A 21924-nucleotide genomic window follows, 5' to 3' on the forward strand; every position below is an offset into this window, starting at 1 on the left:
ATCGACGGTGGCTGCCTTCGTCTTCTCACCACCCGACACTCGACCAGCCAAGGTCAACATCCCCGGCTGGAGTACTAGTCCGGCGTCCGCGGCTTCGGCATTCGATAGCCGGGACAACTGGGACCGCAGCGGTGAATGCGACGCCATTCTCGGTGTCAGCGATGAAACCAGTGACGGAGAGGTGGAAGTCTTTGGTGGCTTCTCCTGTCCCGATCCGCCGGGCGGGCTCTGGAATTCACCGGAGCCGACGACGATTCGGGTGCGGCTCTTCCGCAACGGCAGCGAAATCATTCAGAGCAAGAAGAGCGAGAAGACCTGCAAGAATGTCGGTGGCGTGGCAATGACATGTCGCACCGACTCGCATTCGGTGTCCTACCCGGACTATTCGTCGAGCGATTCGTTCTACGGCAAAATGGAAATCGTCTCGTTCGGCGGCACGGTGACATTGACGACGGGATCCATCGTCTCCTGACGTTCGTCGTGATGCCGGCCGGTCCGCGCCATGCGGGCCGGCCGACCCGTCGAGAACGCCGTCGAGAACGCCGTCGAGAACGCCGGCGGGTGCGCCGGAGGTGTGTCAGGCCCGGTCGGTCGGCTCGGCCGGCACGGCAGCGACCTCCGGAGCGACGGCCGGCTCGGGCGCGGCGCCGCCACCGTTGAGGTTTCGGGCCCTCCGGCCGCGCGCCAACCGGTGCTGGACATATCCGGCAAGCTTCGACAGCGCGTAGTTCACCAGGATGTAGATGGCGCCCACCACCACGTACATCTGGATCTGGTTGTTGAGGAACTGCACGATCTGGCTGGTGACGCGCAGGATTTCCTCGTACCCGATGATGAAGCCCAGCGAGGTGTCCTTGAGCACCACGACGAGCTGGCTGATCAGCGCGGGAAGCATGATCCGGAAGGCCTGGGGGAGCAGGATCATGCGGATCGTCTGCCCGGTGCTCAGGCCGACCGCGTCCGCGGCCTCGCGCTGACCCGAGGGCAGACCCTCCATGCCGGATCGCAGGATCTCGGCGATCACCACGGTGTTGTAGAGCACCAGGCCGAGCACGAGGTACCAGAGCAGATTGCCGAGGTCGACGCCCGCCGCCGGCAGCCCGAGCCACACGAACACGATGGTGATGACCACCGGCAGGCCACGGAAGACCTCGACGAAGATTCGGCTGATCCAGTCCAGCGCCACCGTCAGCGCGCGCAGCAGCAGCGCCGCGGCGGTCGGCAGTCCGACGTACCGGCGCCTGGCCATCGCCTTGAGCTGCAGGCGGGCCATCGCCAGCAGGGTGCCGCAGAGCAGCGAGGCAACGACCGCGAGGGCCGCGGCGGTGAGGGTGGCCTGGAATCCATCGGCGATGCGTTGCCAGAGCTGACCGAAGTATTCGTTGTTCGGGTCGATCAGCGGGCCCCACTTGTCCATGGTGAACTCGCCGCGCTTGTCGAGCGGGCGGTAGACCAGGAAGTAGGCACCGACCAGGATCAGCGCCCCGGCGACGATGCTGCCGATGAGGGTGATGCGCCGTGCTCGCGGGCCCGGCGCGTCGTACAGGATGGTCTGCTGGCTCATCGTGCCACCGCCCGTCGCTTCTCGATGCGGTCCAGCAGGACGCCCAGCGGCACCGTCATGATCAGGAACCCGAGGGAAATCCCGATCATGATCGGGATGGTGGGCTCGCCATTCACTGTGATGAGCGCGTAACCGCTGTTGGACAGGTCGCCGACCACGCCGAAGAAGCCGGCCAGGGCGGAGTTCTTGATCATTGCGATGATGACGCTGCCGAGCGGCACCACGGCCGCCTTCCATGCCTGGGGGAGGACGACGTGTCGCAGGTTCTGGCCGAACGTCAGGCCGATCGCGCGCGCCGCCTCGGCCTGCCCGGCGGGTACCGCGTTGATGCCCGAGCGTAGCGCCTCGCACACGAAGGCCCCGGTGTAAAGGCTCAACGCGATGATCGCAAAGCGGAAGTACGGCAGGTCGATCCCCATCCGGCTGAAGATGGTGTCGACCACCGGGATGCGCAGGAAGTCCGCGTTCGAGCCCAGCGCGGGCAGACCGAAGGCGGAGAAGAAGAAGACGATCGTGAGCGGGATGTTGCGGAAGACCGTCACGTACGCGGTGCCGATGGCCCGCAGCGGCGGCACCGGCGAGATGCGCATGACCGCCACGATGGTGCCGACGAACAACGCGCCGATGGCGGACAGGAAGCAGAGCTGGAGGGTCAGCCAGAAACCCCCGAGAAAGACGTCGAGGTTGTCGAACACCGCGCTCATATGGTGCTAACCCTCCAGCTCCGGAGTCGAATCAGTACCGGTCGACGGTCGGGATCTTCGGGTCGTTCGGGTCGTACTTGCCGGCGGTGCTCTTCCACGCCTCCAGGTACGAGCCGTCCTGGAACGACTCCTCCAACTGATCGTTGATGAAGTCGCGGAACTTGTCATCGCCCTTCTTGAGGCCGATGCCGTACGGCTCCTCGGTGAAGGTCTCGCCGGCCAGCTTGAACTGGTCCTCGTTGGTGGCGATGAAGCCGGTCAGGATGACGTTGTCGGTGGTGACCGCGTCGACCTGACCGCCCTTCAGCGCGTCCACACACTTCTGGTAGATGTCGAACAACACGAGCTGCTGGTCCTTGTTGGCCAGGTACTGCTCGATGTTCGCGGCCGGCGTCGAGTTGGTGACCGTGCAGACCTTCTTGGTGCCGTCCTTGAAGGAGTCGGGCCCGGTGATCGAGTTGTCGTCCTTCTTCACCATGATCGCCTGCCCGGCGATGTAATACGGCCCGGCGAAGTCGATGACCTGCTTGCGCTTGTCGTTGATGGTGTAGGTGGCCACCACGATGTCCACCTTGTCCTGCTGAATGACCTGCTCGCGGACCGTCGACGGGGTCTCGGTGTATTCGATCTTGTCCTCGGGGATGCCGAGGCCGTCCGCCACGATCTTGGCGATCTCGACATCGAAGCCTTCGGGCTTGCCGCTCAGGCCCTTGAGGCCGAACCCCGGCTGGTCGAACTTCGTGCCGACGCGCAGCTTCTGCGCCTGGTTCAGCTTGGCCATGGTGGTGCCGGCCGGGAAGCTGACGCTGCCCGCGCCGCCCTCGTCGCTGCTGTCGTCGTCCCCTCCGCACGCCGCGGCAGCCAGCACCATGGCGAGGGCCCCGAAGGTCGCCGCCAGTCGTGTAGTGCGCATCGTCATCTCCTCTGTATCGCAGTCCGTGAATGGCGAAGGGAGCCGGGCGTGCCGGCTCCGGTGTGTGGTGGTCAGTGCGTCAGGATCTTGGAAAGGAAGTCCTTGGCCCGATCGCTGCGCGGGTTGGCGAAGAACTCCTCCGGGCGCGCCTGCTCCACCAGTTGACCGTCGGCCATGAAGACCACGCGATTGGCGGCATGCCGAGCGAATCCCATCTCATGGGTGACCACCACCATGGTCATGCCGTCGCGGGCCAGTGACGTCATCACGTCGAGGACCTCGCCGACCATCTCCGGGTCGAGCGCGCTGGTGGGCTCGTCGAAGAGCATGGCCTTGGGCTGCATGGCCAGGGCACGGGCGATCGCCACGCGCTGCTGCTGGCCGCCGGAGAGCTGCGCCGGGTATTTCTCCGCCTGGTTGGCGATGCCGACGCGTTCCAACAGGGACATCGCCCGCTCGCGCACCGCCGCCGACTTCTCCCGGCGGACCTTGACCGGCCCGAGCATGACGTTCTGCAGGATGGTCTTGTGCGCGAAGAGGTTGAAGGACTGGAACACCATGCCGACCTCGCTGCGCAGGCGGGCCAGGGCGCGGCCCTCGGCCGGCAGTTCCTGGCCGTCGAACGTGATCGTGCCGGAGTTGATCGGCTCCAGGCGGTTGATCGCGCGGCACAGCGTGGACTTGCCGGAGCCCGACGGTCCGATGACGACCACGACCTCGCCGCGGTCCACGGACAGCGTCACGTCCTGCAGCACATGCAGCGGCCCGAAATATTTGTTGACGTTGTCTAGGACGATGAGAGCCTCGCCTGTCACTGTCCCGACCACCGTCCCGTCATCAACTCCAGTTGGATGGGCCCACTCTATGGGGGCGGTTGTATCGGTTCACGACGAGAATGGTCACGGAGCGGTAACACAGCAGGTGCGGAGGCGGAAAGGATGTCCACGATGAGCGGTATGGCCGATGCCGATCCGTCTGGCGGGTTGTGGAACTGGTGTGCCGCCGCGCCGCTCGACGCGTCCCATGTCCGGTTAGCGCTGGCGGCCGTGCTGGGCGTCCCGGTGACCGACCTGGCCGCCGAGCCGGGCGCGGCGCCGGAGCCCGGCGTGCCCGCGGTGCTCTGCGACGTCTGGCACGTGGCGGGGGACTTCCCCACCACGATCGACTGCTACCTGGTGCCCGCCGGGCGTGCCGAGGCGACCGCCGCCGCCGCGCTCGCCGCGCGGCTGGACACCGCGCTGCTGATGCCCGACGACACGCTCAACCCCACCCGGTACCTGCTCGTCACGCCGGACGGCAGCCGCCAGGCGGTGCACGTCGACGAGCGGGAGACCGACGACGGCGTGGAGCGCCGGCATCCGCGGCCGTGCACCGGTCACGATCCGGCCTGCGCGGCGTACCCGGGATGCGGCGGCCGGACCGCGGCGGCCTGAGCGTGCGGGGCTACTCTGGTCAATTGCCATGACTACCGCAGCAGAAGGCGCCGCCCGCACGTACCACGTGCGCACGTACGGCTGCCAGATGAACGTGCACGACTCCGAGCGCATCTCCGGCCTGATGGAGGACGCCGGCTATGTCCGGGCGGCGGACGGCGACACGGCCGACGTGGTGGTCTTCAACACCTGCGCGGTCCGGGAGAACGCCGACAACCGGCTGTACGGCAATCTGGGCCACCTGCGGCCCACGAAGCTGAAACACCCCGGCATGCAGATCGCTGTGGGCGGCTGCCTGGCGCAGAAGGACCGCGGCGACATCGTCAAGCGGGCACCCTGGGTCGACGTGGTCTTCGGCACGCACAACATCGGTGCGTTGCCGACCCTGCTGGAGCGCGCCCGGCACAACGCCGCCGCCGAGGTGGAGATCCTGGAGGCGCTGGAGGTCTTCCCCTCCACGCTGCCCACGCGACGCGAATCCACGTACGCCGGCTGGGTGTCGATCTCGGTGGGATGCAACAACACCTGCACGTTCTGCATCGTCCCGTCGCTGCGCGGCAAGGAGAAGGACCGCCGACCCGGTGAGATCCTCGCCGAGGTGGAGGCACTGACCACCGAGGGTGTCCTGGAGGTCACCCTGCTCGGGCAGAACGTCAACTCGTACGGCGTCGAGTTCGGCGACCGGCTCGCGTTCGGCAAACTGCTGCGGGCCTGCGGCGACGTCCCCGGCCTGGAACGCGTCCGGTTCACCAGCCCGCACCCGAAGGACTTCACCGACGACGTGATCGCCGCGATGGCCGAGACGCCGAACGTCTGCCACTCGCTGCACATGCCCCTGCAGTCCGGCTCGGACCGGGTGCTGAAGGCGATGCGGCGCAGCTACCGCTCGGAGAAATACCTCGGCATCATCGAGAAGGTGCGCGCGGCGATGCCCGACGCGGCCATCACCACGGACATCATCGTCGGCTTCCCCGGCGAGACCGAGGAGGACTTCCAAGCCACCCTGGACGTGGTGCGGCAGGCCCGGTTCTCCAGCGCCTTCACCTTCCAATACAGCAAGCGGCCCGGCACGCCGGCCGCCGAGATGGACGGGCAACTGCCCAAGAGCGTCGTGCAGGACCGCTACGACCGGCTCATCGCGGCGCTGGAGGACATCACCTGGGCGGAGAACAAGAAGCAGATCGGCCGTACGGTCGAGGTGCTCGTCGCCGTCGGTGAGGGGCGTAAGGATGAGCGCACCGGGCGGATGAGCGGCCGCGCTCGCGACGGACGGCTGGTGCACTTCGCGACGGGCGACACCGCGCCGCGTCCCGGCGACGTGGTGGAGACGGTGGTGACCTACGCCGCTCCGCACCATCTGAACGCCGACGGTGAGCCGATCAGCGTGCGGCGCACCCGAGCCGGGGACGCCTTCGCGGCGGGGCGGTCCCCGCGTACGCCCGGGGTGTCCCTGGGCCTGCCCACGGTCGGGGTGCCGGCGCCGCTGCCCGCGGCCAGCGGCGGCTGCACGGGCTGAGGACCACCGACGGCGCTCCCGGCACGCTGCGCGGCATGCCGGGATCGCCGGTACGCCAGCCGGCCTGGTCTCAGCCGACCAGTTCGGCTCTGGTCTCAGCCGACCTGTTCGGCTCTGGTCTCAGCCGACCTGTTCGGCTCTGGTCTCAGCCGGCCTGCTCGGCCAGGTCGAGGAACTGCTTCTTGGTGGCCAGCGCCTGCTCGGCCTCCTTGATGCGCCGGTTGTCACCGGCCGCGCGGGCCCGCTCCAACCGCTGCTCGGCCTCCGCAACCTGCTCGCGCATCTGCTGGAGAAGTGGGTTGTCCTGCGGCGAGGTCTTGCGCCAGGCGGTGTCCATCGCCACCCGGATGCGGTCCTCGGCGGCCCGCCACCGGCGGTCCAGCCCGGCGGCCGACTCGCGCGGCACCCGTCCCGCGTCGTGCCACGCCGCCTGCGCGTCTCGCAGCTTGTTCTGCGCACCCCGCGGATCGGCGTCCACGTCGAGGCTTTCCACCTCGGTCAGGATGGCCTGCTTGCGCTCCAGGTTGCCGCGGTATTCCGCGTCGCGGGCGGAGAAGACCTCACTGCGCCGGGTGAAGAAGGCGTCCTGGGCGCCGCGGAAACGCTCCCAGAGCCGCTGCTCGGCCTCCTTCGAGGCGCGCGGCGCGGCCTTCCACTCGCCCATCAGCTCCTTGAGCCGGGCGGCGGTAGGCCCCCACTCGGTCGAGTCGGAGAGGCTCTCCGCCTCCTTGACCAGCTCTTCCTTGGCAGCCTGGGCCTGCTTGCGCTGTCCGTCGAGGGTGGCGAAGTGCGCGCCGCGGCGGCGGGTGAAGCCGTCGCGGGCGGCGGAGAAGCGTTTCCACAACTCGCCGTCGCTCTTCTTGTCCACCCCGCGGACGGTCTTCCACTCCTCAAGGATCTCCTTGAGGCGGTCCCCGGCGGCCTTCCAACCGGTCGACTCGGCGGCGATCTTCTCCGCCTCCTCGACCAATGCGGTCTTGCGGGCCAGCGCCTCGCCCCGGGCGACCTCGCGGGCTGCCCGGGCCTCGCCCGCCTTCTCCTCCGCCGTGGTGGCCAGCCGGTCCAGCCGGGTCGCGAGGCCGTCGATGTCGCCCACCACATGCGCCTCGGCGAGCGAGGTGCGGATCCGCTTCACGCTGGACAGCGAGTGCGCCGCGTCGGCCGCCCCGGAGTTCAGCCGCGCCTCGATGAGATCCACCTCGGTGACCAGGTCGTCGAAGCGCCGGGCGAAGTGGGAGAGGCCCTCGTCGGGAGTGCCCGCCTGCCACGAACCGACAACCCGCTCGCCCTCGGCGGTCTTCACGTACACGGTGCCGTCGGCATCCACGCGCCCGAAGGCCGTCCAGTCGTTCATGAGCCCATCCTCGTCATCCCGGCGCCACAGGCTCCGATGCCCGCGACCACCGCCACAGCGCAGTCCGAACGCCGATTCCTCACCGGCATTCTTTCTCGCGCATTGTCACAGGTCCAACCCAGTTCCGACCAAGTGGCCGCCGCCGACCGTGACCATACGGTGTCCTCCATGATGCCGGTGACCGACCGATACGGTAATGACGTGCCTCCGGTTCCCGCTACCCGCGTCGTCGCCGTGGTCGGGCCGACCGCCGCCGGCAAGTCCGATCTCAGCCTGGAAATGGCCCGTGAGCTGGGCGGGGAGGTGGTCAATGCGGATTCCATGCAGGTGTACCGAGGAATGGACATCGGCACGGCGAAGTTGCCCGAACGGGAACGGGGCGGCGTGGCGCATCACGTGCTGGACATCTGGGACGTCCGCGAACCGGCCAGCGTGGCCGTCTATCAGACAGCGGCTCGGGCGGCGATCGACGACATCGCGGCGCGGGGTCGCGTGCCGCTGTTGGTCGGCGGGTCCGGCCTGTACGTGCGGGCCGTGCTGGAGGAGTTCACCTTCCCGGGCACCGATCCGGCGATCCGGGCCCGGCTGGAGGCCGAGCTGTCCGAAGTGGGCGCCGCGCCGCTGTTCTCCCGCCTGCACGCTCTCGACCCGGTCGCGGCGGGCAAGATCCTGCCGTCCAACGGGCGCCGGATCGTCCGGGCGCTGGAAGTCATCGAGATGACCGGCGCGCCGTTCACCGCGTCGCTGCCCGGCCCGGAGCCGTTCTACGACGCGGTGCAGATCGGCGTCGACCGGGACACCGCCGAGCTGGACCGGCGCATCGCCGAGCGGGTGGATCTGATGTGGCAGCGAGGGCTGGTGGCGGAGGTGCGCGGCCTGGCGGGCATCCGGGAGGGGCGCACCGCGAGCCGGGCCCTGGGCTACCAGCAGGCCCTCGCCCAGATCGACGGCGAGCTCACCGAGGAACAGGCGAAGGAGGAGACGGTCCGGGCGACGCGCCGGTTCGTCCGTCGGCAACGGTCCTGGTTCCGCCGCGATCCGCGGATCCACTGGCTGGACGCGGCCTCGCCCGGCCTCGTGGCCGACGCCGTGCGGCTTGCGCGATGATGAACGGCGTGTTCTTCACCAAAGGCCATGGCACCGGCAACGACTTCGTCGTCCTGCCCGACCCCGACGGCACGTACGCGTTGACGCCGGCGCTTGTCGCGGCGCTGTGCGATCGGCGGCGCGGCATCGGTGCCGACGGCGTGCTGCACGTGGTGCGCAGCGCCAAGCATCCCGACGCGGCCGGGCACGCCGCCGACGCGGAATGGTTCATGGACTACTGGAACGCCGACGGCTCGCTGGCCGAGATGTGCGGCAACGGCGTCCGCGTGTTCGCCCGCTACCTGGTGACGCACGGCCTGGCCGACCCCGCGCCGGACGGTCTGCCGATCGCTACCCGGGCCGGCGTGGTGCACGCGGTGATCGATGAGCACCGCATCGCGGTGCGGATGAACGCCCCGGTGATCACCGGCGGCAGCGCGGCGGTGACCGGGACACGCCGGCTGGACGGGGTGGCCGTGGACTGCGGCAACCCGCACCTGGTCTGCGCGCTGGCCGGACCGCTCGACGAGCTCGACCTGTCGGTCGCGCCCGGGTACGACCCGGCGGTGTTCCCGTCCGGCGTGAACGTCGAGTTCACCGTGGCAGGCGCGGCCGTTGAGGGCGCGGACCGGCACGTCCACATGCGTGTCCACGAACGCGGTTCGGGCGAGACGATGTCCTGCGGGTCGGGCGCGCTGGCGGTCGGCGCGGTCGCCCTGCGCGAGGCGGGCCTGTCCGCCGGGGCGGTGGCGGTGGACGTGCCCGGCGGTCGGCTGACCGTGACCCGGACCGCCGACGATCGGTGGTGGCTGGCCGGACCGGCGGTGCTGGTGGCCTCCGGCGAGGTGGATCCGGCCGCCCTGCCCGGCGCCGTCACGGAGGGCGCGGAGTGATGGCGGTGCACAACGTGGCCCACCGCGGCTACTCCGCGGTGGCGCCCGAGAACACCCTGCCCGCGCTGGACGCTGCGGTGCTCGCGGGCGCGTCGCTCATCGAGTTCGACGTGCGCACCACGGCGGACGGCGTGCCCGTGGTGATCCACGACCGTACGGTCGATCGCACCACGAGCGGCATCGGCGAGGTCGGCGAGCTCACCTGGGCGCAGATTCACGAGCTGGACGCGGGATCGTGGTTCTCGGCGGCGTACGCGGGTGCGCGCGTGCCGCTGCTCGCGGACGTGTTGAGCCTCCTGTGCGCACCCCGGGCGCAGAAGCCGGCACCGGAACGTCCCGTGCCGCCGGCCGAAGCCCCGGACGAGATCGCTGATCCGCCGCCCGCTCCGCCGTCTCCCGAGTTGCTGTTGGAGATCAAGTCGCCGGCCACCGCCGAGCAGGTCGAGGCGATCCTGGGCATGGTGGGTGAGGCCGGCCTGCTGGAACGCACCGTGGTGCAGAGCTTCGACCCGGATGTGGTGCGGCTGGCCGCCGAGGCGGTGCCACAGGTGCGCCGCGGGCTGCTGCGCTTCGACTTCGACGCCGACCAACTCGCCGTCGCCAAGGACCTGGGGCTGACCTTCTGCAATCCGTCGATCAACGGGCTGCTCTCCGACCGGCCGACGCTGACCCGGCTGGCCGACGCGGGAGTCGGCGTGATGCCGTGGACGGCCAACGATCCGGCTCAGTGGCCGCAACTGATCGAGGCGGGCGTCGCGGGCCTGATCACCGACCGGGCCGGCGAGCTGACCGGCTGGGCGGCGGCGCGGGCCTGAACCCCGCCGCCGCTCGCTCAGAAGGTGCCGTCGGGTGCGTCCCGCATCTCCGGCGCCGGGGCGGCGGACGGGTTGGTGGGCGGCGGCGCGCCCTTGACCGCGGCGCGGATCGCCGCCGCGACGGCCGGGGTCACTCGCGAGTCGAACACGCTCGGGATGATCACCGTCGGGTTCAGCTTGTCCTCGCCCACCACGTCGGCGATGGCCCGCGCCGCGGCGAGCGCCATGTCCTCGGTGAATTCGTGGGCGCTGGCGTCCAGCATGCCGCGGAAGACGCCGGGGAAGGCGAGCACGTTGTTGATCTGGTTCGGCTGGTCCGACCGGCCGGTCGCGAACACCGCCGCGTGCTTGCGCGCCTGCCGCGGATCCACCTCGGGGTCCGGGTTGGCGAGCGCGAACACGATCGACTTGTCGGCCATCCGGGCGATGTCGTCCCCGGTGAGCAGATTGGGCGCGCTGACGCCGATGAACACGTCCGCGCCGACGATCGCGCCGGGCAGATCACCCTGGTAATCGTCGCGGTTGGTGTTCTCGGCCAGCCACTGCCAGGTCGGGTTCAGGTCCGGCATGCCGCGGTGCAGGGCGCCGTCACGGTCGTACGCGATGATGTCGCCGACGCCCTGACGCAGCAGCAGTTTCATGATCGCGGTGCCGGCCGCGCCCGCGCCGGAGACCACCACCTTGACGTCGGCCAGGCTCTTGCCGACCACGCGCAGCGCGTTGGTCAGCGCGGCCAGCACGCAGATCGCGGTGCCGTGCTGGTCGTCGTGGAAGACCGGAATGTCCAGCATCTCGCGCAGCCGCATCTCGATCTCGAAGCAGCGCGGCGCGGCGATGTCCTCCAGGTTGATCCCGCCGTACGCCGGAGCGATCGCCTTGACGATGGACACGATCTCGTCGGTGTCCTGCGTGTCCAGCACCACCGGCCAGGCATCCACGCCGCCGAAGCGCTTGAACAGCGCGGCCTTGCCCTCCATCACCGGCATGGCCGCGGCGGGCCCGATGTTGCCCAGCCCGAGCACCGCGGAGCCGTCGGACACCACGGCGACGGTGTTGCGCTTGATGGTCAGCCGGCGCGCGTCGGCGGGGTTGGCGGCGATCGCCATGCACACCCGGGCCACGCCCGGCGTGTACGCGCGGGACAACTCGTCGCGGTTGCGCATCGCGACCTTCGACGACACCTCGATCTTGCCGCCCAGGTGCAGCAGGAACGTACGGTCGGAGACCTTGCGGACGTCGACGCCGTCCTGGTCCTCCAGTTGCTTGACGACCTGATCGGCGTGACCGGCGTCGGCCGTGTCACAGGTGAGGTCGACCAGTACCCGACCGGGGTCGGAGTCCACCACGTCGAGGGCTGTCACGATCGCGCCGGCCTCGCCGACGCAGGTGGTCAGGCGGCCGATGGACGAGGCGTCGGCCGTCACGGCCATGCGGATCGTGATCGAGAATCCTGCGCTGGGCAGGCTGGTGGTCACCACTGGTTTCCCTCCGTCGTTGGCGGGTGCATCCTCGCATTCTCGCCCTAACGGAATACTTGATGTCAGTCCGGTGGTTGAGATCGTGGCCGGCGTGGTGTCAGGCACGCTTTCGTCAACGTATCGCCCCGATATGTGGATGCGCCCAGCCCGCGGCGCGTGCCACCATCGGGCCAAGGAGGTCACCTTTTGCACACAGAGCTTTCCGGCCCCGCTACCCTGCCCGGTTCCGCTACCCTGCCCGCCTCCGGGCGGCCCGGTCCCGGCGTCGCTGCGGGCGCCGACGTGACCACGGGCGAGCTGGAGCTGGAGGAGCGGCAGTCGCTGCGCCGCATCGCCGGGCTGAACACCGAGCTCACCGACGTCACCGAGGTCGAATACCGCCAGTTGCGTCTGGAGCGGGTGATTCTGGTCGGCGTCTGGACCGAGGGCGGCGCGGCCGACGCGGAGAACTCGCTTGCCGAGCTCGCCGCGCTCGCCGAGACCGCGGGGTCGCAGGTGCTGGAGGGCCTCATCCAGCGGCGCGGCCGTCCCGACGCGGCCACCTTCATCGGCCGGGGCAAGGTGGGCGAACTTCGCGACGTGGTGGTCGCCTCGGGCGCCGACACGATCATCTGCGACGGCGAGTTGTCCCCGTCCCAGCTCCGCAACCTGGAGCAGCAGACCAAGGTCAAGGTGGTCGACCGCACCGCGCTGATCCTGGACATCTTCGCCCAGCACGCCAAGAGCCGCGAGGGTAAGGCCCAGGTCGAGCTCGCCCAGTTGCAATACCTCCTGCCGCGCCTGCGCGGCTGGGGCGAGACGCTGTCCCGCCAGACCGGTGGTTCCGGCCGCGGCGGCGGCGCAGGCGGCGGCGTCGGCCTGCGCGGCCCCGGCGAGACCAAGTTGGAGACCGACCGGCGGCGCATCAATCAGCGCATCGCCCGGCTGCGCCGGGAAATCAAGAGCATGCGGACGGTACGGCAGACCAAGCGGTCTCGCCGGTCGCGCAACGGCGTGCCCGCGGTGGCCATCGCCGGGTACACCAACGCCGGCAAGTCCAGCCTGCTGAACCGGCTCACCTCGGCCGGGGTGCTGGTGGAGGACGCACTGTTCGCCACACTCGATCCGACCACCCGGCGCGCCGCGGCGGAGGACGGGCGTGTTTACACCCTGTCGGACACCGTCGGATTCGTCCGCCATCTGCCGCACCAGATCGTGGAGGCCTTCCGCTCCACGCTTGAGGAGGTGGCGTACGCGGACCTGGTGGTGCATGTGGTGGACGGCGCGCATCCGGACCCGGAGGGTCAGGTGGCCGCCGTGCGCGAGGTGCTCGGCGAGGTCGGTGCCGACGGGGTCCCGGAACTGCTGGTGGTCAACAAGGTCGACGCGGCCGACGAGGAGACCCTGCTGCGGCTGAAGCGGTCGTGGCCGGAGGCGGTGTTCGTGTCCGCGCGGTCCGGGACGGGCGTGGCGGACCTGCGCGCCGCCGTCTCCCACCGGTTGCCCCGCCCCGCCGTGGAGGCGCGCGTGCTCCTGCCGTACGACCGGGGTGATCTGGTGGCCCGGATCCACCGGCGCGGTCAGGTGCTCAGCTCGCGGCACGTGGAGGACGGCACCGAGCTCCGCGTACGGGTCGACGCGCAGCTCGCCGCCGAATTGGCGGATTTCCGCGCCTGAGTTTGGCCGGCGTGCCGGTGCCCGCGGTGACCGGCACGCCCCTCACCATGCTTGATCCACGCGAAACACCGTGACGGGACACCGCGTGCGACACTGATCCGATGCGGCGTCTCCTGGTATCGGTCCTCACGGCCGCCGGCCTGGGCTTCATGGCCTCCGGCCTGGCCGTGACGGGCGCTGGCCCCGCCTATGCCGAGCCGGCTCCCGCGGCCAGCCCAGCGAAGGCGACGGCCGGGAAGAAAATGTGCAAGGTCGCGGACCCCCTGCTGGACGAGGTGTCCGGGATCGTGGCGACCGACGACGGCTACATCGTGATCAACGACAGCACGACGGTGGACAGCCACAAGCGCGTCTTCTTCCTGAACGACGACTGCAAGATCGTTGACAAGGTGCAGTTCAGCGGTGGAGGCCCGCGGGACACCGAGGACATGGTCCTGTCGCCGGACGGCAAGACGCTGTGGATCGCCGACACCGGGGACAACGACTACGCCACCGAGGGGAAGGCGCGCTCCACGATCGGCCTGTGGTCGATGCCGGCGAATGGCTCGGAGCGTCCGGTGATCCACCGTCTGTCCTATCCGGAGGGCGACAAGCACGACGCCGAGGCCCTGCTGCTGAACGGCGACGGCACACCGATCATCGTGACCAAGGTGGCGCGGTCCGCCGCACAGATCTACGTGCCCAGCGGCTCGCTGAAATCGGACAACGAGAAGGGTGTGCCGCTGCGCAAGGCCGGCGAGGTGACCGTGCCGGACAGCGACACGCCGGGCACCGCCTTCGCGCATCTCGCCCAGGGCATGATCACCGGCGGCGCGGTCGCGCCGGACGGCAAGCGGGTGGTCCTGCGGACGTACCTCGACGCGCTGGAATGGGACGTGCCGGACGGCGACGTCATCAAGGCCATCCAGGGCACACCCCACGTGACGCCGCTGCCCAACGAACCCTTCGGCGAGGCGATCACCTACAGCCCGGACGGAAAGTACTTCTACACCGTGTCCGACATGCAGGGCGACACGGAGAGTGATCAGAACTTCATTCGGCGGTACGTGCCGCAGACCACCGTCGCGACCACGAAGGACGCGTCGGAGGCCGATCAGAAGGACAACGGTAAGGCCTGGTATTCCGACCTGACGCTGGATGACATCACCTACCTGGTGGGCGCCGTGGGTCTGGTCGGCCTGATCCTGGTGGGGTTGGGCGTCTTCGGCATCATGCGGGCCCGGAAGAAGCCGCCGCCGGCACCGGCGCTCAGCGGCGAACCGGCCGGTCCGAAGCCCTCGGACGCCGCGACCGAGCTGATCGGCGTGGGAGGTCCGCCGCCGCCGGGTCCGATCAACGGCCGGTCGGTGGGCGGACCGGGTCGCGGCCCGGTGTACGGCGGTGGCCGTCCCGGCGGCGCGCAGCCGGGTGGCGCATCGTCCGCGGGCGTTTATGGCGGTCAGCGTTCCGACGGCGGCCAGCGCGCCGGCGGCGGGCAGCGGTCCGGCGGCGGCCAGCGGTCGGGCGGGCGACAGCGTCCCGACGGCGTCCAGCGGCCCGGCGGCGGGCAGCGGTCCGGCGGAGGGCAGCGTCCCGATGGCGGGCAGCGGTCCGGCGGCGGCGTGTACGGCGGTTCGGGTCGTCCCCCCAGTGGCGGCCAGCCGGGAGGTGGCGCGTCGGGTGGCGGCCAGCGGGGCGGTGGCGCGTCGGGTGGCGGCCAGCGGGGCGGTGGCCAGCGGGGCGGTGGCCAGCAGGGTCAGCCGGGCGGCGGCAGACGGGGCGGCAGTCAACCTGGCGGCGGCCAGCCGGGGACGCGTCCCGGCCAGGGCGGCGGCCGGTACGGTGGCCCCGGCCAGAGCCAGGACGGTCAGGGACGGTCCGGAGGTCGGGGGCGTGACGCGCAGGGCGGCACCTATGGCTCGCCGTCGGGCGGCTCGCCGTCCGTCGGCTCCCCGTCCGCGCCCTCGCGGGGTCGTAGCGGACCGCCGCCGCGTGCGCCGGGTCCCGGCGGAGGCGGCACCCCGCAGCGTTCCGTCGGCCATCCCGGCGGCGGGGGCCGACCCGCGGCGCCGTCGTCGAACCCGGCGCGACCGGACGGCGGGCGGCAGGCGGGCGCCGGGGTTTACGGCACCGGCCAGGCCCAGGGCCGCAGCGCCGACCGCGACTTCGACAACCCGGATTACGGCCGAGCCCGCTGACCCGGCCGCGAGGAGAGCCTGAGGGTGGCCGGCTGGGCAGCCCGCGACGGCTGCCCAGCCTGCCGGCCCCGTGGCCTGAACGCGGCCTCGGCCCTCGACCGGGGGGCGGTGCCTCTAGACGCGCCGTAGGACGGCGACCACGCGGCCCATGATGGTGGCCATGTCACCCGGGATCGGGTCGAACGCCGGGTTGGCCGGCATGAGCCAGACATGGCCGTCGCGCTGCCGGTAGCTCTTCACCGTCGCCTCGCCGTCGATCATCGCGGCCACGATGTCTCCGGCGTTCGCGGTCGGCTGCTGGCGCACGACCACCCAGTCGCCGTTGCAGATCGCGGCGTCGATCATCGAATCGCCCTTGACCTCCAGCATGAAGACCTCGCCCTCGCCGACCAGCTCGCGCGGCAGCGGGAAGAAATCCTCCACGGCCTGCTCGGCCAGGATCGGCCCGCCCGCCGCGATCCGGCCGACCAGCGGAACGTAGGCCGGGGTGGGACGCGCCGACCGCAGGGCCTCGTCGTCCACCATCTCGCTGGGCGCACGCACGTCCACCGCGCGTGGCCGGTTCGGGTCACGCCGCAGGAATCCCTTGGTCTCCAGGGCCTTCAACTGGTAGGCCACGCTCGACGGCGAGACCAGGCCGACCGCCTCGCCGATCTCCCGCACGCTGGGCGGGTAGCCGTAGCGCTCGACCCAGTCCCGGATGAAGTCGAGGATCCGCCGCTGACGTGCGGTCAGGTCGGCGGTCACCTGGTCGGGGAACTGGCTGACCGCGGTGACCGAGCGCAACTGCGGCGTTTCGCCACCACGGGCCCGGCCGGGAGAGCGCCGCCGCATCGCGGCACCGGGCGCCGCGTCCGGCTTCTTCTGCTGGTGTTGCCGGCTCGTCCGGTCGTCGGTCGACACGTCCGCCCTTCCTGTTCGCCACTGCCGTCCTCGGCATGTGGTGCATCGCGGAGCCGGAACGACGCCGTGGGGATGGCGTTTCGTGCCGGCTGACCCCTCGCGAGGGAAACTTCGTCCCTCTTGAAGCAAAACCGTATCGGCGCGGTACGACATATTCAAACATCTGTACGACGTTTCCTCGGCGTGTCGCGCGGAAGTGCTCGACTTGCGTACACGTGTTCTGATAGACCGTCGTACGGGCGTTCGATCGTACGCCCGTACGAGAATGGTGTCCGGCCAGCGAAAAGCGGGTCGCCGCCAGGTGAGTGCCGCTACCGACGAGCGTGTGTGCCGGGCGGCGCGGAGAGGAAAGCACGCCATGGTGACGCCGACCGCATCCCGCCCGCCGTTGCGTCTGACCCGGCGGGGGCGCCTCGCGGTGCTCCTGCTGTTCCTCGTGCTGGCTTCGTTCTCCAGTGCGGTGCTCTTCACCACGGCCTCCCGGGCGGACGGCGTCGAGGGGCCGGCCGGTCCGGCGCCCGCGGACGGCGTGCCCGCCGCGCGCGAGGTCCGAGCCGATGTCCTGCGGAGTGGGCCGGTCCCGGCCGGTTTCCGTGTGGTGGTGGTGCGGTCACACGACACGCTGTGGGCGATCGCGTCGCGTCACGCGCGGGGCCGCGATCCGTGGGACACGGTGGCCGAGATCCGGCGGTGGAACGGGATGCCCGACTCGGTCGTGCACCCCGGGCAGAGACTCCTCGTGCCGGGGGAGTGACTCGCCGTGGGAGGTATCCGGCAGGTGTCATCGGAGTGTCGGTGCACGGTGATCCGGGAGATCTGCACGGATGATGCGGGCACCGATCCGCGATCCGTAGCGGCGGTGACACCCGCGGTGGTGAGTCGCAAATTACGGCGCGCCGACCCGCCGGTTAGCTTGCGTCGCGGACCCCAGCGGCATAGCGTCAACCCCAACATCTAGTAGTTACAAGGCTGTAAGTCATCCAGAAGTTGGGTCTCGCGGGCTTCCGCGGCATTTCGGAGTACTCCGCTGGCGTCGCCTTCGGCGGCGTGGTTCGACGTGCCCCGAAACGGTGTCGCGTGGGTCTGTGCGAGCGGGTTCCGGGTCTGGATCGAGGGGTTGCGAGGGGGGACTGCGGTGCGTTGTCCGTACTGTCGTCACGCGGACTCACGGGTCGTCGACTCTCGTGAGGCCGACGACGGTCAACTGATCCGGCGCCGGCGTTCCTGCTCCGAGTGTGGCAAGCGGTTCACCACCGTCGAGGAGGCGGTACTCGCTGTGGTCAAGCGCAGCGGGGTCACCGAACCGTTCAGCCGGACCAAGATCATGAGCGGGGTACGCAAGGCATGTCAGGGCCGGCCCGTCGACGAGGATTCCATCGCGCTCCTCGCGCAGCGGGTGGAGGAGACCGTCCGTGCCAGGGGCGCCGCCGAGATCCCCAGCCACGAGGTCGGTCTGGCCATCCTCGTGCCGCTGCGCGACCTCGACCAGGTTGCTTACCTGCGGTTCGCCAGCGTGTACAAGTCGTTCGACTCGCTCGACCAGTTCGAGAAGGAGATCGCCGCGCTTCGTGAGGGGGCGATGACGCGGGAGAACCCGACACGGCACGCTGTCGCGCCGCGATCCGGTCGGAGTTCCAAGATCAACAATTGATCGCCGGCACTGGGCAACACCAGCACTTGGGCAACACCAGCACTGGGCGACACCAGCAGAGCACAGCGAAACCACGTAGTACCGACGAGGGGGACATCACCATGGCCGGTGACGGCATGACAGCAGGAAAGCAGCGCAGTCGCGCGAACGGCGCGAGCGCCGCGGTCGGGGGGCTGCGGGTCGGCCGGGTATGGACGACCGAGGGCGTGCACCCGTACGACGAAGTGGATTGGGAGCGCCGTGACGTCGTCATGACGAACTGGCGCGACGGGTCGATCAACTTCGAGCAGCGCGATGTGGAGTACCCGGCGTTCTGGAGTGTGAACGCGGCGAACATCGTGACCACCAAGTACTTCCGCGGTGCGGTCGGCACCCCGCAGCGGGAGTGGTCGCTCAAGCAGCTCATCGACCGCGTCGTGCGGACGTACCGGGTGGCCGGCGAGGAGCGCGGCTACTTCGCCTCGCCCGCGGACGCCGAGGTCTTCGAGCACGAGCTCACCTGGATGCTGCTGCACCAGGTCTTCAGCTTCAACTCGCCGGTCTGGTTCAACGTCGGCACGTCGTCGCCGCAGCAGGTCAGCGCCTGCTTCATCCTCTCGGTCGACGACTCGATGGATTCCATCCTGGACTGGTACAAGGAGGAGGGGCTGATCTTCAAGGGCGGTTCCGGCTCCGGCGTCAACCTCTCCCGGATCCGCTCGTCCAAGGAACTGCTCTCCTCCGGCGGCACCGCCAGCGGCCCGGTCAGCTTCATGCGCGGCGCGGACGCCAGCGCCGGGACGATCAAGTCCGGCGGTGCCACCCGGCGCGCCGCCAAGATGGTCATCCTGGACGTCGACCACCCCGACATCGAGGAGTTCGTCGCGACCAAGGCGCGGGAGGAAGACAAGATCCGTGCGCTGCGCGACGCCGGGTTCGACATGGACCTGGGCGGCTCGGACATCGTCAGCGTGCAATACCAGAACGCCAACAACTCGGTGCGGGTCAGCGACGAGTTCATGCGCGCCGTCGAGGACGGCGGCAACTTCGACCTGCGCGGCCGGATGCACGGCGAGACCATCGAAACGATCGATGCGCGCAAACTGTTCCGGGACATCGCCCGCGCGTCCTGGGAGTGCGCCGACCCGGGCCTGCAGTACGACGACACGATCAACGACTGGCACACGAACCCGGAGACCGGTCGCATCACCGCGTCGAACCCGTGCTCGGAGTACATGTCGCTGGACGACTCTTCCTGCAACCTCGCCTCGCTCAACCTGCTGAAGTTCCTCGGCTCGGATGGTTCGTTCGAGGTCGAGAAGTTCGCCAAGAGCGTCGAGCTCGTGATCACCGCGATGGAGATCTCGATCGCCTTCGCCGACTTCCCGACCGCGAAGATCGGCGAGACCACGCGGGCGTACCGGCAGCTCGGCATCGGGTACGCGAACCTGGGCGCCCTGCTGATGGCCTCCGGCCTGCCGTACGACTCGGACGGTGGCCGTGCCGTCGCGGCCGGGATCAGCTCGCTGATGACCGGCGTGGCCTACCGGCGTTCCGCCGAGCTCGCCGGCGTCGTCGGCCCGTACGACGGTTACGCCCGCAATGCCGAGGCGCACCAGCGGGTGATGCGCAAGCACGCCGCCGCGAACGATGAGATCCGGCCCCAGGGCATCGTCGCCACCGCGCTGGCCAAGGAAGCCGCCAAGCAGTGGCAGGACGGCATCAAGATCGGCACCAAGAACGGCTGGCGCAACGCGCAGGCATCGGTGCTCGCTCCGACCGGCACCATCGGCCTGATGATGGACTGCGACACCACCGGCATCGAGCCGGACCTGGCGCTTGTCAAGTTCAAGAAGCTGGTGGGCGGCGGCTCCATGCAGATCGTCAACCAGACCGTGCCGCGCGCGCTGCGCAGCCTCGGCTACCCCGAGGAGCAGGTCGAGGCGATCGTCGAGCACATCTCCGACCACGGCAACGTGATCGACGCGCCGGGTCTCAAGCCGGAGCACTACGCGGTGTTCGACTGCGCGATGGGCGAACGCTCCATCGCGCCGATGGGCCACGTGCGGATGATGGCCGCCGTCCAGCCGTTCATCTCGGGTGCGATCTCCAAGACCGTGAACATGCCCGAGACGGCCACCATCGAGGACATCGAGAACATTCACTTCCAGGGTTGGAAGCTGGGCCTCAAGGCGCTCGCGATCTACCGCGACAACTGCAAGGTCGGCCAGCCGTTGTCGGTGGCCAAGACCAAGGCCGCCGCGGCCGAGCCGGCCGCCGAGGTCGAGAAGGTCGTGGAAAAGGTGGTCGAGTACCGCCCGGTACGCAAGCGCCTGCCGAAGAAGCGGCCGTCCGAGACGGTGTCCTTCACCGTCGGCGGCGCCGAGGGCTACCTGACCGCCTCGTCCTACCCGGACGACGGCCTCGGCGAGATGTTCCTCAAGATGTCCAAGCAGGGTTCGACGCTCGCCGGGGTGATGGACGCCTTCTCGGTGGCCATCTCGATAGGGCTTCAGTACGGCGTGCCGCTGGAGACCTACGTCAGCAAGTTCACCAACATGCGCTTCGAGCCGGCCGGCATGACCGACGACCCGGACATCCGGATGGCTGCGTCGGTGATGGACTACATCTTCCGTCGCCTGGCGCTGGACTTCCTGCCCTACGACACCCGCGCCGAGCTCGGCATCTTCACCGCCAAGGAGCGGGCGGCGCAGGTGCAGGCGGAGGCCGCAGCCGACGCGGCGGCGGTGGACCTGGAGGGCATGGCGGCCTCGGCACCGGTGTCCGCGCCGGCCGGAGAGTCCATGCCGGTCGCCGGGTCCCCGGCGGAGAAGGCGGCGCCGGCATCGGCGCACTCCTCGACCGAGCTTCTGGAGGCGGTGCTCGGGGCCTCGGCGGACGCGCCGCTCTGCTTCACGTGCGGCACGAAGATGCGGCCGGCCGGAAGCTGCTACGTCTGTGAGGGGTGCGGCTCCACCTCCGGCTGTAGCTGATCAAGGCCCCTCCGGGCCCCTGAAGTCGCCCGTGGCACTCCCCGCACAGGGAGCGCCACGGGCGATTCCTATGTCCGCCCCATTCACGCTCGTCACCACACTCATTCCCGCCCGCGTGCCCCCGTGCCCCGCCCGTCGCCCGTGCCCGCGTGCTGCCCGTGCGCTGCCCGTGGCTCGTGCCTGCGTGCCTGCGTGCCTGCCCGTGCCTGCCCGTGGCTCGTGCCTGCGTGCCTGCCGGTGCGCTGCCCGTGCCTGCCCGTGCGCTGCCGGTGCGCTGCCCGTGCCTGCCCGTGCGCTGCCCGTGCCTGCCCGTGCGCTGCCCGTGCCTGCCCGTGCGCTGCCCGTGCCAGCCCTGCCCGCCCGTGCCCGCCCGTGCCCGCCCGTGCCAGCCCTGCCCGCCCGTGCCCGCCCGTCGATCTTGAACTTTGTAGGCCGGTTTTGAAAGGTGATAAAGCCTTATGTCCGCCCACAAAGTCCAAGATCGGCCGACCGGGTGCGCTCCGCTTGGCCGATCTTGGACTTGTGGTGCCCTTAATGCGGGTATATGGGGGACTTATCCGACCGCAAAGTCCAAGATCGTGCCACGGGGTGGGCGCGTGACGGGTGGGCGTGCCCCCCGGGTGGTCGGGTGAGCTGGGTGGCCGGGTGAGCTGGGTGGCCGGGTGAGCTGGGTGGCCGGGCGAGCTGGGTGGCCGGGCGAGCTGGGTGGCCGGGCGAGCTGGGTGGCCGGGCGAGCTGGGCGCGGGCGGCATGCGAGCGCGGGCGGCACGCGGGGCGCGGGCGGCTGGCAGGCCTGGCGCGGGCGGCAC

General features: G+C 70.0%; 18 protein-coding genes. 11 read left to right on the forward strand and 7 right to left on the reverse strand.

Going from position 1 to position 21924, the window contains the following annotated elements; all coding sequences use genetic code 11:
• Nucleotides 1-472: hypothetical protein (locus tag IEY73_RS30715; RefSeq protein WP_189082853.1), on the forward strand; the 472-nt coding region annotated here is incomplete at its 5' end.
• A 105-nt stretch (nucleotides 473-577) separates the two neighbouring features.
• Here the strand turns inward: IEY73_RS30715 and IEY73_RS30720 are convergent.
• The 4 genes from IEY73_RS30720 to IEY73_RS30735 form a co-directional block, all read right to left on the reverse strand.
• Entirely contained in the window at nucleotides 578-1564 is a 987-nt protein-coding gene (locus tag IEY73_RS30720) for an amino acid ABC transporter permease (RefSeq protein WP_189082854.1), read from the reverse strand.
• Nucleotides 1561-2268, reverse strand: a complete 708-nt coding sequence (locus IEY73_RS30725; protein ID WP_189082855.1) for an amino acid ABC transporter permease — start codon at nucleotides 2266-2268, stop codon at nucleotides 1561-1563. Before IEY73_RS30725 ends, IEY73_RS30720 begins: the two co-directional genes overlap by 4 nt.
• 31 nt (nucleotides 2269-2299) lie before the next feature.
• Entirely contained in the window at nucleotides 2300-3181 is an 882-nt protein-coding gene (locus IEY73_RS30730; protein WP_189082856.1) for a glutamate ABC transporter substrate-binding protein, read from the reverse strand.
• A gap of 71 nt (nucleotides 3182-3252) precedes the next feature.
• Nucleotides 3253-3996: an amino acid ABC transporter ATP-binding protein gene (locus IEY73_RS30735; RefSeq protein WP_189082857.1), complete on the reverse strand. Its 744-nt coding sequence runs from the start codon at nucleotides 3994-3996 to the stop codon at nucleotides 3253-3255.
• Between the two features lie 132 nt (nucleotides 3997-4128).
• Between IEY73_RS30735 and IEY73_RS30740 the strand changes: the two genes are divergently transcribed.
• Nucleotides 4129-4614 carry a hypothetical protein gene (locus IEY73_RS30740; RefSeq protein WP_189082858.1) on the forward strand — a complete coding sequence of 162 codons (486 nt, stop codon included), beginning with the start codon at nucleotides 4129-4131 and terminating at the stop codon, nucleotides 4612-4614.
• Between the two features lie 28 nt (nucleotides 4615-4642).
• Nucleotides 4643-6130, forward strand: coding sequence for a tRNA (N6-isopentenyl adenosine(37)-C2)-methylthiotransferase MiaB (gene miaB / locus IEY73_RS30745; protein ID WP_189082859.1), 1488 nt, complete (start codon nucleotides 4643-4645; stop codon nucleotides 6128-6130).
• 145 nt (nucleotides 6131-6275) lie between these two features.
• Here the strand turns inward: miaB and IEY73_RS30750 are convergent, their stop codons facing one another.
• Nucleotides 6276-7484 (reverse strand): DUF349 domain-containing protein, encoded by a 1209-nt coding sequence (locus IEY73_RS30750; RefSeq protein ID WP_189082860.1) that lies wholly within the window; start codon nucleotides 7482-7484, stop codon nucleotides 6276-6278.
• A gap of 168 nt (nucleotides 7485-7652) precedes the next feature.
• On the opposite strand from IEY73_RS30750, the gene miaA reads away from it, so the two are divergent.
• From miaA to IEY73_RS30765, 3 genes are read left to right on the forward strand one after another with little or no spacing between them, the layout of a single operon-like run.
• Complete coding sequence (gene miaA, locus IEY73_RS30755; RefSeq protein WP_189082861.1) at nucleotides 7653-8591, forward strand: tRNA (adenosine(37)-N6)-dimethylallyltransferase MiaA; 939 nt, start codon at nucleotides 7653-7655, stop codon at nucleotides 8589-8591.
• An 8-nt stretch (nucleotides 8592-8599) separates the two neighbouring features.
• The gene (gene dapF, locus IEY73_RS30760) at nucleotides 8600-9463 is read left to right on the forward strand and encodes a diaminopimelate epimerase (protein WP_189082862.1); all 864 of its coding nucleotides are present in this window, start codon (nucleotides 8600-8602) and stop codon (nucleotides 9461-9463) included.
• On the forward strand, nucleotides 9463-10278 hold the full coding sequence (locus IEY73_RS30765; RefSeq protein WP_189082863.1) for a glycerophosphodiester phosphodiesterase: 816 nt from the start codon (nucleotides 9463-9465) through the stop codon (nucleotides 10276-10278). Before dapF ends, IEY73_RS30765 begins: the two co-directional genes overlap by 1 nt.
• Before the next feature lie 17 nt (nucleotides 10279-10295).
• On the opposite strand, the gene IEY73_RS30770 is transcribed toward IEY73_RS30765, so the two are convergent.
• Nucleotides 10296-11708, reverse strand: a complete 1413-nt coding sequence (locus tag IEY73_RS30770) for an NAD-dependent malic enzyme (RefSeq protein WP_373292914.1) — start codon at nucleotides 11706-11708, stop codon at nucleotides 10296-10298.
• A gap of 282 nt (nucleotides 11709-11990) precedes the next feature.
• Here IEY73_RS30770 and hflX point away from each other — a divergent pair, with 282 nt between their 5' ends.
• Together hflX and IEY73_RS30780 are read left to right on the forward strand one after the other, a co-directional pair.
• Entirely contained in the window at nucleotides 11991-13412 is a 1422-nt protein-coding gene (hflX, locus tag IEY73_RS30775; RefSeq protein WP_189082869.1) for a GTPase HflX, read from the forward strand.
• 101 nt (nucleotides 13413-13513) lie between these two features.
• Nucleotides 13514-15589, forward strand: a complete 2076-nt coding sequence (locus IEY73_RS30780; protein ID WP_189082865.1) for a PD40 domain-containing protein — start codon at nucleotides 13514-13516, stop codon at nucleotides 15587-15589.
• 114 nt (nucleotides 15590-15703) lie between these two features.
• On the opposite strand, the gene lexA is transcribed toward IEY73_RS30780, so the two are convergent.
• The gene (gene lexA, locus IEY73_RS30785; protein ID WP_189082866.1) at nucleotides 15704-16492 is read right to left on the reverse strand and encodes a transcriptional repressor LexA; all 789 of its coding nucleotides are present in this window, start codon (nucleotides 16490-16492) and stop codon (nucleotides 15704-15706) included.
• A gap of 358 nt (nucleotides 16493-16850) precedes the next feature.
• Here lexA and IEY73_RS30790 point away from each other — a divergent pair, with 358 nt between their 5' ends.
• From IEY73_RS30790 to IEY73_RS30800, 3 genes are all read left to right on the forward strand, one after another.
• Entirely contained in the window at nucleotides 16851-17246 is a 396-nt protein-coding gene (locus tag IEY73_RS30790; protein WP_229716310.1) for a LysM peptidoglycan-binding domain-containing protein, read from the forward strand.
• A 381-nt stretch (nucleotides 17247-17627) separates the two neighbouring features.
• The gene (gene nrdR / locus IEY73_RS30795) at nucleotides 17628-18143 is read left to right on the forward strand and encodes a transcriptional regulator NrdR (protein WP_189082867.1); all 516 of its coding nucleotides are present in this window, start codon (nucleotides 17628-17630) and stop codon (nucleotides 18141-18143) included.
• Nucleotides 18144-18244: 101 nt separating this feature from the next.
• Entirely contained in the window at nucleotides 18245-21115 is a 2871-nt protein-coding gene (locus tag IEY73_RS30800; RefSeq protein WP_189082868.1) for a vitamin B12-dependent ribonucleotide reductase, read from the forward strand.
• Nucleotides 21116-21924: the final 809 nt, after the last annotated feature.

The sequence above is a fragment of the Mangrovihabitans endophyticus genome, from assembly GCF_014646155.1.
In the GTDB taxonomy this organism is placed as follows: Bacteria; Actinomycetota; Actinomycetes; order Mycobacteriales; family Micromonosporaceae; genus Actinoplanes; species Actinoplanes endophyticus.